This is a genomic window from Shewanella aestuarii, assembly GCF_011765625.1.
Taxonomy (GTDB): domain Bacteria; phylum Pseudomonadota; class Gammaproteobacteria; order Enterobacterales; family Shewanellaceae; genus Shewanella; species Shewanella aestuarii_A.
In genome coordinates this window covers 72,832-89,597 of record NZ_CP050313.1, presented here as the reverse complement: position 1 = coordinate 89,597, position 16,766 = coordinate 72,832, and the positions used below count along the sequence as shown (strand labels likewise).

The following is a 16,766-nucleotide window of genomic DNA, read 5'->3' as shown; positions in this document are numbered from 1 at the left end:
TTAGCGCCCTTCCATTGTTGTTAACTCGTTTGATTTGCTTGCCGTTATTGGTGGCACATCAAAACCATACTGGCGCAAAATGTGGTGTGCTGGAGCAGACAAGATAAAGGCATAAAATTGCTGCGCGACACTAGAAGCATTGTTTACTAATACCATCCGCTGATTGATAGGATCATACAGCTCATCAGCAATCACCACATAATTACCCATGCGCGAAAAATTGTCTGACATAGCGAGCGAGAGCGGCACGATACCGCCTTGGGTTGAACCGCTCACTGCAAATTGAGCTGCTTGGGAGGCGTTTTCACCTAAAATGATATTTTTTTCAATATCTTGCCACAAACCTTTAGTTTGTAATGCTTGTTTGGCTCGTTCGCCATATGGTGCATGTTCAGGATTAGCAATCGCAAAACGTTGCAGCTTGTGTCCATCAATCAACTGCTTTAGGCCGTTTAATTGGCCATCAAGGTGCATCTGCGAATGCTTAGGCACGGCTAGGGCTAAACGACCAATGGCATATACCTCACCGGCATCTTGGGTTAACCCTGCTTCAATAAGTTTGTTTGGATAAATTTCATCCGCGCTAAGCAAAAGCTCAAACGGAGCGCCATGCTGAATTTGACTCGCGAAATTCCCTGAAGAACCATAGCTTAAGCGTAATCTAAAACCAGTTTGTTGAGTAAACTGCTTGGCAATATCGTCAATGGCGAATTTCATGCTGGCAGCTACGGCGATATTGGGTGGATTAGCGGCCACAACAGTAAATGTCGTGAACACACTTAAAAAGCAAACAAGAAAGGTCACCTGCAAAATATTAATCTTGCTAGATAAAGCTTGAAAACAACCCACCAGAATCAACTCCTAACCCATGATGCTTTACTTAGATGTTCACTTTTTGAAAGCAGATAAAACAACTAATCCTGTTGCCACATTTTGGCCGCTTGTTCATCGCTATCACGGGCTTCAACCCAATGACTACCAGTGTCACCGGCTTCCAATTTCCAAAAAGGAGCTTTGGTTTTTAAAAAATCGATTAGAAACTCACATGCAGCAAAAGCCGCTTTACGGTGGGCGCTAGTTACGCCAATAAATACGATTTGCTCACCTAGTGCCATGGTGCCAACACGATGAATAATCGTCACAAAGTTAAGCGGCCAACGCTCATGCGCTTGCTGCGCAATTTGCTGCAATACCGCTTCAGTCATACCTGGGTAGTGCTCTAATGTTAAATCCGTTACAGGATTACCATCATTGAAATCACGCACTTTACCCACAAAAGTAACTACAGCACCATCGCTGTTATCCTTTGCTAGTAACTCATACTCATGGGCCACATCAAAATCAGCAGTTTGCACCCGAATAGTTGGCAGTTGGCTCATATTAGCCCCCGGTTACTGGTGGGAAAAAGGCCACTTCGTCACCATCAGCAACGCTTGCCTCCCAGTTGCTAATGGTTTGATTGACCGCGACCAATAACTTGTCAGATGCCATCACTTTGGCCCATTTATCATCTTGAGCAGCTAAAGCGGCACGTAATTGCTCTGTGTTGTTAATGCCTTGCGCAGAAAACTCAAGCTTTGCAGTACCCAATAACTCACGCACTTGGGCAAAAAATAATACTTGGATCATAGGTATCTCTACTTAATTTAAACCAATCGATATACTAAAAGGGGCTGAATAGTTTTAGGCTTTAAAGTGACCCGATTTGCCGCCACGTTTTTCAAGCAATTTAACCTGTGAAATCACCATGTCTTTTTGTACGGCTTTACACATATCATAAATGGTTAATGCCGCTACAGACGCCGCGGTTAACGCTTCCATTTCAACACCTGTTTTACCTGATAACTTACATAAGCTGTTAATACGTACACGATTAAATTCAGGCTCAGCCACCAAATCAACCTCAACTTTAGTGAGCATGAGTGGATGACATAAAGGGATAAGATCGGCGGTTTTTTTCGCAGCTTGAATACCCGCTATGCGCGCAGTCGCAAACACATCACCTTTATGATGACTGCCGCTCATGATCATCTCTAATGTGCTTGGTGCCATTTCAATGAATGCTTCTGCACGTGCTTCGCGTTCGGTAACTGCTTTTTCAGTCACATCGACCATATGGGCATTGCCATCGGCGTTAATATGGGTAAAACGATTGCTCATGAATTTAAAGCCTTAAATGTATGCTACTTGAATGAATAACTAGCCACCAATGGATGCCAGATGCTGCGTGACACCTGTGATCCCTTGATGTAAATAATGGGTTTGCTCTTTTTGAGTCAATTGCCCATGTAAGCGCTCGATAAGCTCTGCACGCTGCTCAGGATGTTGTAATAAATCACGTAAATCAAGGCCATTTTCGGTAAACAAACACAAGTGAAGCTTACCTTTGGCTGACACCCTTAAACGGTTACAGCTGGCACAAAAGTTTTTGGCATATGGCATGATTAAACCAATACGGCCCTTATGATCAGGACGACTAAAGTTTTGCGCAGGACCATCATCTTTACCTGGCTGGTCATATAACCAACCTTCTGCCATTAAACGCGCTTTGATGTCGGCACCCGCTAAATGGTGCGCTTTAAAATAGTCATGACCTAAGCCGGTTTCCATTAATTCAATAAAGCGTAAATCAATCGGCGTGTGCTTAATCCAATGCAAAAAACGCGGCAAATCTTTATCGTTTAAGTCTTTAAGCAGAACCGCATTGACTTTGACTCGCTCAAAACCTGCCTCAAGGGCCGCATCAATACCACGCATGACTTCATCAAATTTGTTTTCACCAGTAATTTGATAAAACATCCGAGGGTCTAAGCTATCTACCGACACATTAATACGGCGCAAACCTGCGTCGTACCATTCTTTGGCATTTTTAGCTAAGCGGTAGCCATTGGTTGTGGTTGCAACAGTATGAATGTTGGGGTTGTCGGCCACGATACGCACAATATCGGTAAAATCTTTACGTAAAGTGGGCTCACCACCAGTAATACGAATTTTTTGAGTACCGACCTCACCAAAGGCGGCAACTAAATTTTCGATTTCAGTAAGTGTCAAAAAGCTTGGCTTGCCGTCGGGACGGTAACCATCAGGTAAACAGTAGGAGCATTTGAAATTACAAACGTCAGTGACTGACATTCGCAAATAGTGAAACTTCCGACCAAAATTGTCTTGTAATTGGGACATGTTAACCTTTCCAAATGTGGGAGGAGAGTGCATTTCTTTACTCACCCCGGTGGCATTATTACCACGGCTAAAAACCCGTATCGTCTGACGTAGGATTAAAAGCTCGGAGAACCGTCGAAGTTGATTATAGGCCGAAACAAGCCCAAACAGACAGACCTTTTGATTAAATATTGTGTCGTTATGTCATTTGCATCACCTATTTGTGACTCTGCTCACGATGATCAAATACACTGAAATACTGGGCGAACGACGAATTTTGCGGTAAGGTAAGCATCAAGATGAAACGATCGTTTGATTGTCGTAATAAAAACAATAAACCCGACGTATCGGGAACTAAAAAGGTGAGAAGATGGAACGTGAGTCAATGGAGTTCGACGTAGTCATTGTTGGCGCAGGCCCTTCAGGTTTAGCAACAGCATGCCGTTTAATGCAAATATCAAAAGATGCCGAAAAAGAGATCACCGTCTGTGTGGTTGAAAAAGGATCTGAAGTTGGTGCCCATATTTTATCTGGCGCCGTATTTCAGCCCGATGTACTCGACGAGCTTTTTGATGACTGGCGTGATAGCGATATTCCATTAACTACTCAAGTTACTCATGATGACATCTACCTATTAAATTCATCAACAACATCTAAATTAATACCTAACAGCCTTGTGCCAAAAACCATGCACAATGAAGGCAACTATATTATCAGTGCTGGTAATCTTGCACGCTGGTTAGCTAATCGCGCTGAAGCGATGGGGGTTGAAATTTTCCCCGGATTCGCTGCCAGTGAATTACTGTTTAATGATGACAACAGCGTAAAAGGTATCCTAATTGGTGACATGGGTGTTGGCGCAGATGGCCAACCCAAAGACAGCTATATGCCAGGTATGGAACTTCATGCTAAATACACTGTTTTTTCAGAAGGTTGTCGTGGCCACTTAGGTAAGCAGCTCATTGAAAAATACCATTTAGATAATGGCAAAACGCCACAACATTATGGCTTAGGTTTTAAAGAGATTTGGAAAGTACCTGCAGAACAACACGAGTTAGGAAAAGTTGTCCATACTGGTGGATGGCCATTAAATAACGGCTCATCGGGTGGTGGCTTTTTATATCACATGGAAGACAACCAAGTTGCAGTTGGGCTAATTGTTGACCTTAATTACAAAAATCCACACCTCAGTCCATTTGACGAATTCCAACGCTATAAAACTCACCCTGTTATCGCCCAGTATTTAACTGGTGGTGAGCGCATAACTTATGGTGCTCGTGCCATCACAAAAGGTGGCCTAAATTCACTGCCTAAAATGAGCTTCCCAGGCGGCCTTATCATTGGTTGTAACGCAGGCACACTTAACTTTTCTAAAATTAAAGGTATTCATACCGCAATTAAGAGTGGCATTGTGGCTGCTGAAACTTTAGGCGAAGGTTTAATTGCAGGTCTGGAAGGCGGTAAAGATTTAGATTGCTTTCAAACTCGCTTTGAAGAAAGCTGGTTACATAAGGAGCTATTTAAATCTCGCAACTTTGGTCCAGCATTACATAAGTTTGGCACCTTTGTTGGCGGCGCATTTAACTTTATTGACCAAAATTGGTTTGGTGGAAAATTCCCTATCACACTTAGAGACACCACCCCTGATTACGCCAATATGGGATTAGCGAGCGATTATGCCAAAATCGATTATCCAAAGCCTGACGGCAAATTGAGTTTTGACAAACTATCTTCGGTTTATTTATCTAATACCTACCATGAAGAAGATCAGCTTTGTCATTTAAAGTTAAAAGATAAGAGCATTCCTATTGCTGTTAATTTAGTAAAATTCGATGAACCTGCACAGCGTTATTGCCCAGCAGGGGTTTATGAGGTGGTTGAAGAAGCCGGCGAGAAAAAGTTTGTCATCAATGGCCAAAACTGCATTCACTGTAAAACCTGTGATATTAAAGACCCTAGCCAAAATATTACTTGGGTAACACCTGAGGGCGGCGGCGGCCCAAATTATCCAAATATGTAAGCGACTGATCAAAAACAAAAATGCCGCCAATCACTATGATAGGCGGCATTTTTATTGCTATTTTTATTTTAAAAACTTAATTGTTAAAGGGTATTGATAAGCCTTGCCTTCAGTAGCTTTAATAATCGCGATAATGGTACAGATAATATCCATTAGGGCTAATACGCCTAATAAAATAAAACCTATACCCACAAAGGCTAATACCATTGAGATCATGACATAAATAAACAAGCTAATTTTGAAGTTCAAACAGTTTTTGCCGCATTGATTAGCAAACTCAAACTCATCTCGCTTCATTAACCACACAATGAGGGGTCCTAAAATACTGCCTAGTGGAATAATATATCCGGCAAAACTAGCAGCATAAATAAGTACGCCCATGTCCCTAGCTTGCTTATCGATTGATTCTTGAAAATCTTCCATGACTATCCTTATATATATTTAAATTCTACGTTAATTAACTTGCTTTACCATACAAGCGCATTTGCCATTCTTCAATAGATTCAGTGTTTAATCTATGCTGTAGTGAATCAACCCAACTTTGTGCCAGCCCGGGGCATTCGAGCAACATTTGATATTGCAGCGCATCAAAGTCTTTTAAAAAGTAAATCTCCATTGCCCGAGAAACACTGATATGAGAGAGCCGCTCAATTAAGTGGACCGAGTCGCTCAACCCGATATCCCCTTCAGACAGCACCTTATAAAACCAGCCACACATACGCGTTTTTTGCATAACCAATGCAAAATCTTGATGGCCAAATTGCTGATTCAGTTTAAAGCAAGGTGAGCGCGGCTGAGTCACTTGCAGGGTGACATCCCCAACTTGAACAATATCACCAATGTTTATTTGTGATTCATTAAGGCCAACGGTACTGATATTTTCTCCCATAGAGGGCGCATCTTTAAAAGAGGACATTAAGTCCCAGCGACGATACTGACCGTAATGCTCCCGAGGGAAATGATGTATAACGCGATCTAACCCTCCATGATGTTTCGGATCAGCCTCACCATTACCCACCACGCGATTAAATTGCACCGTTAGCTTCTCAACCGAATGTTTTTGATTGATGCAACTTGCAACACCGTTACGCATTTCTATCTGATCACCTAGGTATAAACCCGACATCCGATCCACTAATCGTTTACTCACAAGCGCACTCCATTGAAAGTCATCTCAAACTAATATACCTAAAAAACAAGCAAAAAAAGCCTTACCAGGGGAGCAGTAAGGCATAAACAAGATGTCAGATTTGGGGAGAACGCACTCAGCAACCAAAAATAAAAGCAATTGACACTTAGGAATGCTATTAGAGTATCGCTAAGATAGCGCATCAATATGACAGCACAATGACAAATTCTGATTGGTAGCAAAAAGCACTACACAGCTAAATGGCTAATGTAATTTAGCGGCTATGTATTGCTAACCTAATCCCTGCTGAATGAGATATTGCTGTAAACCTGCGCCCGGAACAGAACTAGGCGTAGCGACAGCTAAAGCAGCCCAGCGAGCCCCTTCTTCCATGGCTTCGGTTATTGATTTATTCGCACACAAGCCATGAATAACACCTGCAGCATAATTATCGCCAGCCCCAGTAGTATCTACCACTTTGGCAGGAACTGCTGGTACATGCTGTTGGCCATCGGCACTGTAAACCGTTGCACCATTTTCACCATCGGTGACAATAAAATGCTGTAATTTATCCCCGCAAATTTGTTTGGCAAACTGCCAAGGATGTTGCAAGCAACGTCCCTGCATATCAGTGATGGAAGCAATTAATATATGGCAAGGGCGGCTGCGCTCATCTTTGGCAAGTTGTGCAACCACCAGCGTATGCCCTGCATTAATGGCTGCCTGCGCCCATGTTTCTGTGCCCACTGCAGAAGTATTAATGTAAAACGCCTGCCAATGTTGCCAGTTAGGTTGGTGGTGCAATTCAAAAATAGGTCTTTCTGGGCGAATAATGGTTCGTTCGCCGTCTGGAGTCATAACCAACAGCATTTCACAGGTATTCCCTTCAAAACGCTGTACCATACGACAATCTAAACCTTGGGTACTGGCTTGGGCCACAATCCAATCACCAATATCATCATTACCCACTTCACTAACCAGAGACACATTATGTTGTGCCCAAACTAAACCAATACCGGTATTCGCCCCGCCGCCGCCAAGACGTAATCCGCCATCTTGGTAATGATAGCGACATCCCGATTGAAGTGGTTTATTCAAACGTAAAATACGGTCACAATTGATATTAGCGAGAAGCAGAATATTGGCCATAGCTGAGTCGTCAGAAAAATAATGAATTTGAGTATAACAAAAAGGCAGTGTTGTTCACTGCCTTTTTAATCTTAGCGGTCTTGCTACATATCTAAGTCGGTTAAGGGCTGACGTAACTGAGCGCGAACGTTATCCATACCGGAATAAAACTCTTTCATCATCAACAGCCCCATCATTTTACCGTTATCGGTCACTATTAAGCGGTCTGGATGTGCGGGGTCATTTTTGATTGCCCCTATGGCCTTCATCGAGCTCATTTCTTTAAATAATGCGGTATCAAGGTTCACCCCAAATTCATCACGAAAATATTTACGTGATAATCGACCTGAAAACATGCCTAACAGAAAACGATATTGCATCACTTCTTTTTTGTGATAAAACTTTTGCTGCTCGACTGCCATACGACCTTGGGCAATACGCTCTTGGTATTTTTTCAATGAGAAAGTATTCACATACAAGGTGTCATTTAAAAAGCTGAATGATCCAGACCCCACACCTAAGTATTCATCATGATCGATCACATACTCGTCAAAGCCCTCATTATTTGCTTTACCAAAAGCCCATGCAGATAACTGAGTATATTGACCTGTTAATCTATTTAAAATCTGACGATATTGATTAACCATTTCACCATGCGGAGCTGCTAAGGTACCTTTAACACTCTTTCGGGTTTGATGCGTTATCATCAAAGGATAAGTGGTAATTTGGCGAGGATCTAGCTTAGATGCCATATCTAAATCCGCTTGGATAACCTCGTCAGTTTGCCCTCTAAAACCAAAGATCAAATCAACATTGATGATTGGAAACAATTCTTTTGCCGCCATGATACGGTCAAAAGTTTGCTGACCCGTGCCAAACTTTTCTAAGCGGTCGGTCATTTTCAAAATATCATCATTGAAGCTTTGCACCCCAATCGACATTCTGTCGACTAACCCTTTTAGTTGTTTAAACTCAGGGTTAGCTAAATGCTGTGGGTCTGACTCACAAGACACTTCTTTGATGTCAGGAAATAGGGTTTTGGCGTGCTCAATGGTTCTTGCTAACTCATCTTCCAGTACGGTTGTTGTACCGCCGCCAATGTACATAGAGTCAAACTGATACCCTAAATCTTTGGCCATCTGCATTTCTTTACGCAATGCAATAAAGTACTCACGCGCTTTATCTTCACGGAATAAAAATCGATGAAAAGTACAAAATGAACACAGGGTATGACAAAACGGAATATGCGCATAAAGCATGTACTTACGCCCTTCAACCGGCTTTGGCATTCTGTCAGTCGAGATCGTGTCTAAACGTAAATTTTTATCAACGTAATACTGCATTACTTTTTCCATTGAACTGACCATCCAGTTTGGAACCGTAATGTTAGATTGATAAGGTGTAATCAACGCATCAGATGTTGATTGAATAATAGAAGACATAGAAATCCTAGTGAGCAAAGCTTGAAAGCAAAATCGTTGATTACAAAGCAGTAAAAAACATATCCCGTTAGCGGAGCCTAAAAATACCACTTTAGATATAGATAAGATGTGAAGTAGACAACGCTATGTAAACCGAAAGGTAAACTAACAGGATTTTTAATGCTTATTTGTTAAGCAGGTCATGTTTTAGCAACTATTAATATATCGAACAATTGAAGCAACTTTGCAAAATCCCGATTCCTCACTGGCAAAGCTAACAGCCCTTCTCGATAGCCTCAATGCAAATAAAGTATGAGTCGTTATTGAGTAACTCAATATCGATAATGTTTTTGTAGCCTCAATGCCTGAGATAAATCGTGGTGCTTCGGCCACACTAATTACGAATGTCGTGAGCTCTAGTGGCATATGTGGTGGCATAGATGTGAAGGGGACAACCTTATGTGTAAGCAATACGCGCGGCCTATCCTTATCCGTTAGGTGTCCGACCGCTGAACCTGATTTAGTAGTGGTAACGACACGAAATTACCGTTATTGCTTGATCATCGACCACGTAAACAAGCCTATTAGTATCATCAATTCGACGAGACCAAAAACCAGCTAGGTTCTCTTTCAACGGCTCTGGTTTGCCGATACCCTCAAATGGAGAGCGCTTAACATCATTGATAAGTTTGTTGATGCGCTTGAGAGTTTTCTTGTCTTGAGTTTGCCAATACAAGTAATCATCCCAGGCGTCATCAGTCCATGACAGTACACGTTGGCTACTACTCATCAATTAACTCTCGTGCCGTTGTTTTACCTGCACGGTACTGAGCTATTGAACGATTTAGATGCTCAGCGTTTTGAGGAGAGCGTAGTAAGTGAACCGTCTCCATAAGGCTGTTGTAATAGTCTAAAGACATTACCACTGCATCTTCAGAATCACGACGCGTAATAATTGTTGTATCGGCATCATTAACGACACCATCCAAAACAGCTTTAAGACCATTTCTCGCTTCAGTAAAAGATACGATTCTCATAAGAGCCTCCACATGTACAGTTAATGGAACAAGTATAATCTTCACTCAGGTACTTGTACAGTAAGTTGAACATGCGATATTAATCCGGAAACTAACGCCCGCAGCACATGAAAGTTGGAGCACAGCGTAAATTTTGACCATTAGTGATATCAAATTGTCGGCTAACCTCGAAAACAATCATTGAGCACGACATTTAGGAAAGAAGAGGAAGAAGATGCCATTCAATCACATGCGCGGTTTAATTCCCTTTTTAAATTTTACTCTGCCCATTAATTACGAATGTCGCGAGCTGTAGTGGCATATGTGGTGGCATAGATGTGAAGGGGCCAACCTTATGTGTAAGCACTTCTGTGACACGCTGCAAGTACGTCCGTGTAAGCTCAACGATGGCATCCATGCCATCGACGGCCACAGCCGCGCTTACACCTAATAATTTATCTCTTCGATTAAGCTTATTCAGCCCCCGCTAATTTCGATATTTACACTATAAAGGTATCACTCAGGCTTGTTCCACACTTGGGACAAGAACGCGGCTTATCTTTACTCGTTAGCTTTGTTGATTGATTTTTCAGCTATTAATTGCCATGAGTGTACATCTGGCTGACATTGTAATAATTTTAAATCTTTGCGTCCCCATGAAAGAAGGATCTCTTTAAGTTCATCATCGGAGAAATCGTTCTTTTTAGTTACATTTTTATATATATGCCGACCTAAATATATTTCCTTAACAGCATTTTCTGGTATATCCAAACAATACAATGGACGCCCTGCTACCGAGATTTTATTCCAAGCGTTACTGCGTCCCTTACCGACATGGTAGCTAAACGGTAGAGCTGATATATCCTTAACAACTCGAATTTCTTCTTCGTAGCTCCATTCAATAGATTTGTACAAAAATGCCCTTTTGACTAAATTAAAGGCATCAGAGTTAAATTTGATGCCATTTCCTATACTCATCAATTCTTCACTACTTAAAGTAGACAAATTTTTATGTGGCTTAGTTGCCGAATAGACGATTTCACCATACTGACAGGGTATGACGCATGCATCTTCATCAGTAAATCCAGCTAATTTGACATCAAAGCCAATTACTACGCCTTGGTGTTCGTCCCCATAGTGAGCCCACATTAACGAATTCAATGGTTGCCTAGTAAGTGACAGCACACCATAGTTTCTTGAAAAACGATTTTTACAAGCATTTGTAGCCATTGTTGTGGTTACGAATGAGTCACCACACTCATCAAAACCAAAGGCTGTACACTCAAATGGATCATTCAGATCTTCTAAGCAAGAGAAGCCGAGTGATGAGTTTTCAATAACTGAAATAGCCGCTTTAAACGACATATATTTATATAGAATCAACGTTTATCCTCAAAAAACTAACGCCCAAATTTAGTGGGTTCAGATCAACTCTCCTAAACCAACTCAAATGAAATCATAAACAAGGATTGTTGGTTTGGGTAAACCTGTTGAATAATCTGTTTTAGCTCATCCAGAGGCAGGCTTTCTTGCTCAGCATGGAACTCATTAATGTCATCAAACGCCAAGGGCTCAACTGACAAAATAGTAATATCACAGACCTTTTGATGGGTCTCAAGGGTGAAGACTTCCACTTGCGTACCGGGTACGTAGTGATTTTCTGACGCATCTCGAATGGTGATGGTTTTAGCGCCGCTGGCCACCAGCGGGGTTAGGTATTCAAAAAACGTGATACTGGTTGGGATCATTATTGTAGCCTTATGTCTGTTATTGGCGTGCACAATCACCGGGGCTTTGGTCGAAGTAACGTTTAAACTCTCGGCTAAATTGCGCGCTGCTTTCATAGCCAACTTGCGAGGCCACATCTTTTACTTTTAACCGCTGGGCTTGAAGTAGTTCTTTCGCGCGCGTTAATCTAATTTTCTTCAAATATTGAATCGGTGAAGAGGCCGTTACCTCTTTGAAGCAACGATGAAATGCCGATGGGCTCATGTTCACCAGCCCCGCTAAGGTATCTACCTCAACTGACTCACCATAATGCCGATGGATATAACTTAACGCCTTTTCGACTCGCGATAAGCGAGTGTGGCTAAGCGATAATGCATACAAAGGCGCGGCATTGGGGCTTTCAAGTAACCGATATAACAGCTCAAGCACTAATGCTTCGCCCATCACCTTAGCTTCGAGTGGCGATTGTAAAGCTTGCAGCAACCTAAACACACTGCAATCCAACTCTTCTGTGGTCGGCGTGACAAAATATCCCGATTGACGCGATTCATTCAAATTTTTGGGTATTTGATTATGCTCATCCATCAAGCGAATAATGTGATTCAACTGCACCAAATCAATATCGACCATTAATACCAACACAGGTTCATCTGGGCTGGCAAAGGTTTCACACTCCACCGGCAATGGCACCGTCATCACTAATGCATTTTGGCTGTCGTAATCAAACGTTTGCTCATCTAAATACAGGCGCTTTTTACCTTGCCCAACAAATAGCATCCCCTGTGAATAACACATAGGCCCACGTGCGCCATATTGCGAGCCTCTAAAAACATGCACGCCTTTTAAATGAGTTGGATTCACGCCTTCTTTTGGCGCTAATGCTGCCATTAATGTTGCGATATCTGTCATTGCTACTACTCGTTACACATCATGCAACAAGATTACCACCAAAGCAGAAAAGTGCATCAAAAATACAATTAAAATGCTATTTAAAACAAAAATAAGTAGGAATAGGCACAATTACAATAGTTATGTGTCTGTTTATTTTGTGGCAGAGGTTTATGATTATGCCATCAAATTTAATTGTGATGACAAGGCACTTATCGTCGTCATGATAACCTGCTTAACTTCATGCTCCGTCACGCTGTGGCTGATGCAACAAATAAGGTGACAACTCTATGCTGAACTTTAATTATCGTAACCCTACCCATGTTGTTTTTGGTAAAGACCGAATTGCAGAACTTGATCAATTAGTGCCAGCAAATGCACGAGTATTAATAACTTATGGTGGCGGCAGCGTAAAGCGCTTTGGCACCTTAGATAAAGTGAAGGCTGCACTTGGTAATCGTATCGTATTTGAGTTTGCTGGTATTGAAGCCAACCCTAAATACGACACCTTAATGCAAGCCGTTGAAGTGGCCCGCAAAGAAAACATCGATTTTTTATTGGCTGTAGGTGGCGGCTCTGTGATGGATGGCACTAAGTTTATTGCCCTCGCCACCCAGTTTGAAGGTGATACCACCAGCCTGCTGTATCATGGTTTTGCCCCTGTACCTGTTGCTGACGATAAAGTGATCCCGCTTGGCGTTATCGCTACCTTGCCTGCAACAGGATCAGAAATGAACGCCTTTGCTGTGGTTAGCTATCAGGGTGGCAAGTTCCCTGTAAACCACCCTAATGTTTACCCAACATTTGCGATGCTTGATCCAGAATTGACCTTCAGCTTACCTAAAATTCAAGTGGCTAATGGCGTAGTTGATGCGTTTGTGCATGTCATTGAGCAATATGCCACTTACCCTGTGGATGGCCGAGTACAAGACAGAATGGCTGAAGGTATTATGCGTACCTTAATTGAAATTGGCCCTATTACAGTGGCAGAGCCGACCAATTATCAAGCGCGCGCTAACTTAATGTGGAGTGCGACATCAGCCTTAAATGGCATGATTGGGGTTGGCGTACCTTTTGACTGGACGACCCACATGATAGGTCATGAGTTAACCGCTATCTTTGGTATTGATCATGCACAAACTCTAGCCGCAGTATTACCTTCGGTATGGCGAGTTCGTAAACCCCAGAAACATGCCAAGTTATTACAATTTGCAGAGCGAGTTTGGGATATTACAGAAGGTGATGACGACAGCAGAATTAATCAAGCTATCGATAAAACTGAGGCTTTCTTCCAGCAAGTTGGCTTAAAAACCCGTCTACGAGACTATGGTATCGACAAAGCTCAAATTGATGATGTGATTGCTGCGTTAGCGGCTCATGGGATGACCGCTTTATCTGAAACCGGTGATTTGGGCTTAGATATTAGCCGCGAGATTTTAGAAAAGGCGTGGTAAGTCTGTTTTAGATTGTCAATCTTAGCCATTCACTCAGCTAAATGAGTGAGCCAAAATGCCAGTCTTAGATATGACTGGCATTTTTGTATTATTGGTATGGCTGACACAAGCTTGCAAAATCACTTTTAGGATCTAATAAAAATTCTTGGCCGACAATCGATGTCATTTGTTGCTCTGACACCAAAGGATTATCAATTTTTAGCACCACACGCTGATTCAATTTACTTTGGCGTAAAAAATCACAATGGTGTTGATAGAAAAACTGATCAAACTTGCCGTTGCTAATGATTCGTTCAAGGCCCACTCTGACTCTTTCAGCTAATCGAGGTTGATTAGGGGAAACATAAAAGTAAGTTGCTAAAGGGATATGTAATACCAGATGTTCATCTAGCATCAATTGTGGGTATAGCTTCTGATATGCTGTGACCTCCTGAAACGCCTCATTGACACCACGGCCAAAAGTAATAAAGCGCTCCTTAGACAACATATTAAACAAGCTATCATAATGAGTGCTTTCCACCACATTAAATCCCGCCTGTTGCATCGCTATCTTTGTTGTCCACTGACTACCCGAGCCAGTAGGAAACTGCATAAGTTGCTCAAGAGACTTCACATGGCTCAGTTTTTCCGCATTATTTTGAGTAATAATAAAAACCCTAAAACCTTGAACACCTTTACGAATGGGAATGTAAACCGGCAGCAATTTGTCATTCCACTCAGTATTTGCCGCCTCGGCCATGATATTAATCACCTCACCACTTTCAAGCGCCCTTAATTGCCGATTACGGCTCATCACCACACTCGACACTTGTAGATTAGCCTCTCCAAAGTCTGCTTGAGTTGCTTCTATGACAAGTTGCAATAATGCATAGGTATATTCATATCTAAAATCATTGGCTGATTCAGAATGGTTAATAATAAAACTGTCCACAGCTTTAGACTGCGGCACATACAGGTAGGCCATTAAGACAATTGAGAAGTAACACAATCGCTTTATATTAGCTAATCGACTACCCATGTAAAAATAACCCCATTACTGAAAATCTTTTTCATTATGCTGCATTAGAACTTAGTGTAGTTTAAATTTACTCATAAATGCGATATTACACTGCTAACTTATACACTTACAAAAACGCCCAGCTTGATCCAAGCTGGGCGTTTGATTAACGGCAATATAAATTAACTGAGCATTTACTCTTTATATTTTAATGTGCCGTTTTGTTTGATTTCGTCATACCATAAGTTATGGTGCTGGCTTGCCCAGTTTTCATCACAGTAACCTGACACCATACACTCCATACCGCCTTCTGACATAACCGTTGCCATAAAGATATGTACGATAGAGAACGCGGTAATAATAATCGCGCTAACCGAGTGCAACACTAAAGCGATTAAGCTTAAAGTACGGCTTGGTTCAAATAAACTTGGGAACAATAACAACATACCCGATGCTGAAATCACTAAACCAAATAGGGCAAAAGCCCAGAACCACATTTTTTCACCGGCGTTAGCAAAACCTGCATCTGGGTGCTTGCCCTTAAATGGGCCAAAGTTAATGTATCCACCAACAACCATCATCCATTTAAGGTCATACATTTTCGGCATTTGGTTTTTCGCCCAAAGCACCGACATTAATAACCAACCAATCATGAATGGAATAGCCATGTAGTCATGGATAAGTTTGGCAGCATTGATCATGCTTGCCCACACGCCATCACTCACATAAGGCTGAAAGAAGAAACGCCCAGCCAGCAAGGTTAAACCGGTTAAAATAAGCAATAAACACGGTATTGCACCTAACCAGTGAATCGACACATCAAACTTAGACCAGCGATAGACTAGCTTACCTGAGAAACCACCATGTAATTTTGAAATTCCGTTCACTTTAACAAACAGAACAAAAATGATGATCATCCCAAATAAAGCAGCCATCAAGGCTGGCGCCAATAGATCACTACGTAATTCAAACACACGTAAATCGTAAGTATTGATGAGTTGCGCATGCTCTTGCCCTGTTGAAGTGGTCACACCTTGAGCACCTTCTTTTAGCTGCGCCCAAATTTGCCCTTCTGTTTGGCCTGCTTCAACCTGATTTTGAGCAAAACAACTGACGCTCAAAAACAAAGTTAATGCGACACCTAGTGTCATTAGTATTTTTTTCATGCTACATCCTTATGTATCACTAGGCGCTTAATCACTTAAACGCCTAGTAACGCTTCGGACTAACCGCGCATTAGAGAATTAACCCCAAATCGCCTTGTTAGAACCACGAGAAGCAACACGCTCACGATAGATGTCAGACACCACGCCAGCGTCACCTGCAAGTAACGACTTAGTCGCACACAGTTCAGCACACATAGGTAACTTACCTTCTGCGATACGGTTTGAACCGTATTTTTTGCGCTCAGCATCAGAATGGTTGTCTTCTGGGCCACCAGCACAGAAAGTACATTTATCCATTTTGCCACGACCGCCAAATGTTGACTTAGACGGGAACTGAGGTGCACCGAACGGACATGCGTAGAAGCAGTAGCCACAGCCGATACAAGTATCTTTGTCGTGCAATACAATGCCATCTTCGGTTTTGTAGAAGCAATCTGCTGGGCAAACCGCCATACAAGGCGCATCGCTGCAGTGCATACAAGCCACTGAAATTGAAGCTTCACCTTTAACACCATCGTTAATCGTCACTACGCGACGACGTTGAATACCCCACTCTAAAGCAGAGTCGTTTTCGTTTTTACATGCAGTGACACAGCCGTTACATTCAATACAGCGTTTGGTATCACATAAAAATTTCATTGTAGCCATGTTGGCAATTCT

General features: G+C 42.1%; 19 protein-coding genes and 1 riboswitch. Of the genes, 2 read left to right on the top strand and 17 right to left on the bottom strand.

Translation table 11 applies throughout. The features are described 5' to 3' along the window. The 5 genes from modA to moaA all read right to left on the bottom strand — a co-directional run bounded on the left by modA (position 1) and on the right by moaA (position 3,180). On the bottom strand, positions 1-849 hold the full coding sequence (modA, locus tag HBH39_RS00410; protein ID WP_244325709.1) for a molybdate ABC transporter substrate-binding protein: 849 nt from the start codon (positions 847-849) through the stop codon (positions 1-3). A 65-nt stretch (positions 850-914) separates the two neighbouring features. Continuing rightward, positions 915-1,379, bottom strand: coding sequence for a molybdopterin synthase catalytic subunit MoaE (gene moaE / locus HBH39_RS00405; RefSeq protein ID WP_167674590.1), 465 nt, complete (start codon positions 1,377-1,379; stop codon positions 915-917). Between the two features lies 1 nt (position 1,380). After that, the gene (moaD, locus tag HBH39_RS00400) at positions 1,381-1,629 is read right to left on the bottom strand and encodes a molybdopterin synthase sulfur carrier subunit (RefSeq protein WP_167674588.1); all 249 of its coding nucleotides are present in this window, start codon (positions 1,627-1,629) and stop codon (positions 1,381-1,383) included. Positions 1,630-1,683: 54 nt separating this feature from the next. Continuing rightward, positions 1,684-2,160 carry a cyclic pyranopterin monophosphate synthase MoaC gene (gene moaC, locus HBH39_RS00395; RefSeq protein WP_167674586.1) on the bottom strand — a complete coding sequence of 159 codons (477 nt, stop codon included), beginning with the start codon at positions 2,158-2,160 and terminating at the stop codon, positions 1,684-1,686. Positions 2,161-2,199: 39 nt separating this feature from the next. Continuing rightward, positions 2,200-3,180: a GTP 3',8-cyclase MoaA gene (gene moaA / locus HBH39_RS00390; protein ID WP_167674585.1), complete on the bottom strand. Its 981-nt coding sequence runs from the start codon at positions 3,178-3,180 to the stop codon at positions 2,200-2,202. Further along, positions 3,168-3,301, bottom strand: a riboswitch (molybdenum cofactor riboswitch). It overlaps the preceding gene by 13 nt. Before the next feature lie 228 nt (positions 3,302-3,529). Here moaA and HBH39_RS00385 point away from each other — a divergent pair. Then, on the top strand, positions 3,530-5,179 hold the full coding sequence (locus HBH39_RS00385; RefSeq protein ID WP_167674584.1) for an electron transfer flavoprotein-ubiquinone oxidoreductase: 1,650 nt from the start codon (positions 3,530-3,532) through the stop codon (positions 5,177-5,179). 63 nt (positions 5,180-5,242) lie between these two features. On the opposite strand, the gene HBH39_RS00380 is transcribed toward HBH39_RS00385, so the two are convergent. The 9 genes from HBH39_RS00380 to HBH39_RS00340 all read right to left on the bottom strand — a co-directional run bounded on the left by HBH39_RS00380 (position 5,243) and on the right by HBH39_RS00340 (position 12,510). Continuing rightward, the gene (locus tag HBH39_RS00380; protein ID WP_244325708.1) at positions 5,243-5,602 is read right to left on the bottom strand and encodes a DUF4870 domain-containing protein; all 360 of its coding nucleotides are present in this window, start codon (positions 5,600-5,602) and stop codon (positions 5,243-5,245) included. Between the two features lie 34 nt (positions 5,603-5,636). Beyond that, positions 5,637-6,329, bottom strand: a complete 693-nt coding sequence (locus HBH39_RS00375) for an MOSC domain-containing protein (RefSeq protein WP_167674583.1) — start codon at positions 6,327-6,329, stop codon at positions 5,637-5,639. A gap of 270 nt (positions 6,330-6,599) precedes the next feature. Next, a complete protein-coding gene (locus tag HBH39_RS00370) occupies positions 6,600-7,457 on the bottom strand; it encodes a PfkB family carbohydrate kinase (protein ID WP_167674582.1) in 858 nt (285 codons plus the stop codon). Between the two features lie 83 nt (positions 7,458-7,540). Next, entirely contained in the window at positions 7,541-8,878 is a 1,338-nt protein-coding gene (locus tag HBH39_RS00365) for a coproporphyrinogen III oxidase family protein (protein ID WP_167674581.1), read from the bottom strand. A gap of 499 nt (positions 8,879-9,377) precedes the next feature. Next, a complete protein-coding gene (locus tag HBH39_RS00360; RefSeq protein WP_167674580.1) occupies positions 9,378-9,647 on the bottom strand; it encodes a Txe/YoeB family addiction module toxin in 270 nt (89 codons plus the stop codon). Further along, positions 9,640-9,894, bottom strand: coding sequence for a type II toxin-antitoxin system Phd/YefM family antitoxin (locus HBH39_RS00355; protein ID WP_027849617.1), 255 nt, complete (start codon positions 9,892-9,894; stop codon positions 9,640-9,642). Before HBH39_RS00355 ends, HBH39_RS00360 begins: the two co-directional genes overlap by 8 nt. A gap of 540 nt (positions 9,895-10,434) precedes the next feature. Then, a complete protein-coding gene (locus HBH39_RS00350) occupies positions 10,435-11,256 on the bottom strand; it encodes a DUF2971 domain-containing protein (RefSeq protein WP_167674579.1) in 822 nt (273 codons plus the stop codon). A 53-nt stretch (positions 11,257-11,309) separates the two neighbouring features. After that, entirely contained in the window at positions 11,310-11,621 is a 312-nt protein-coding gene (gene yqfB / locus HBH39_RS00345) for a N(4)-acetylcytidine aminohydrolase (RefSeq protein WP_167674578.1), read from the bottom strand. Between the two features lie 19 nt (positions 11,622-11,640). Continuing rightward, positions 11,641-12,510 (bottom strand): AraC family transcriptional regulator, encoded by an 870-nt coding sequence (locus HBH39_RS00340; RefSeq protein ID WP_167674577.1) that lies wholly within the window; start codon positions 12,508-12,510, stop codon positions 11,641-11,643. A gap of 269 nt (positions 12,511-12,779) precedes the next feature. Here HBH39_RS00340 and HBH39_RS00335 point away from each other — a divergent pair, with 269 nt between their 5' ends. Next, positions 12,780-13,943 carry an iron-containing alcohol dehydrogenase gene (locus HBH39_RS00335; protein ID WP_167674576.1) on the top strand — a complete coding sequence of 388 codons (1,164 nt, stop codon included), beginning with the start codon at positions 12,780-12,782 and terminating at the stop codon, positions 13,941-13,943. An 88-nt stretch (positions 13,944-14,031) separates the two neighbouring features. Here HBH39_RS00335 and HBH39_RS00330 read toward each other — a convergent pair whose 3' ends face one another. The 3 genes from HBH39_RS00330 to fdh3B all read right to left on the bottom strand — a co-directional run bounded on the left by HBH39_RS00330 (position 14,032) and on the right by fdh3B (position 16,754). Then, positions 14,032-14,961, bottom strand: a complete 930-nt coding sequence (locus HBH39_RS00330; RefSeq protein ID WP_244325707.1) for a hypothetical protein — start codon at positions 14,959-14,961, stop codon at positions 14,032-14,034. 173 nt (positions 14,962-15,134) lie between these two features. Then, positions 15,135-16,106: a formate dehydrogenase subunit gamma gene (locus HBH39_RS00325; protein ID WP_167674575.1), complete on the bottom strand. Its 972-nt coding sequence runs from the start codon at positions 16,104-16,106 to the stop codon at positions 15,135-15,137. Positions 16,107-16,184: 78 nt separating this feature from the next. Then, a complete protein-coding gene (gene fdh3B / locus HBH39_RS00320; protein ID WP_167674574.1) occupies positions 16,185-16,754 on the bottom strand; it encodes a formate dehydrogenase FDH3 subunit beta in 570 nt (189 codons plus the stop codon). Between the last annotated feature and the right edge of the window lie 12 nt (positions 16,755-16,766).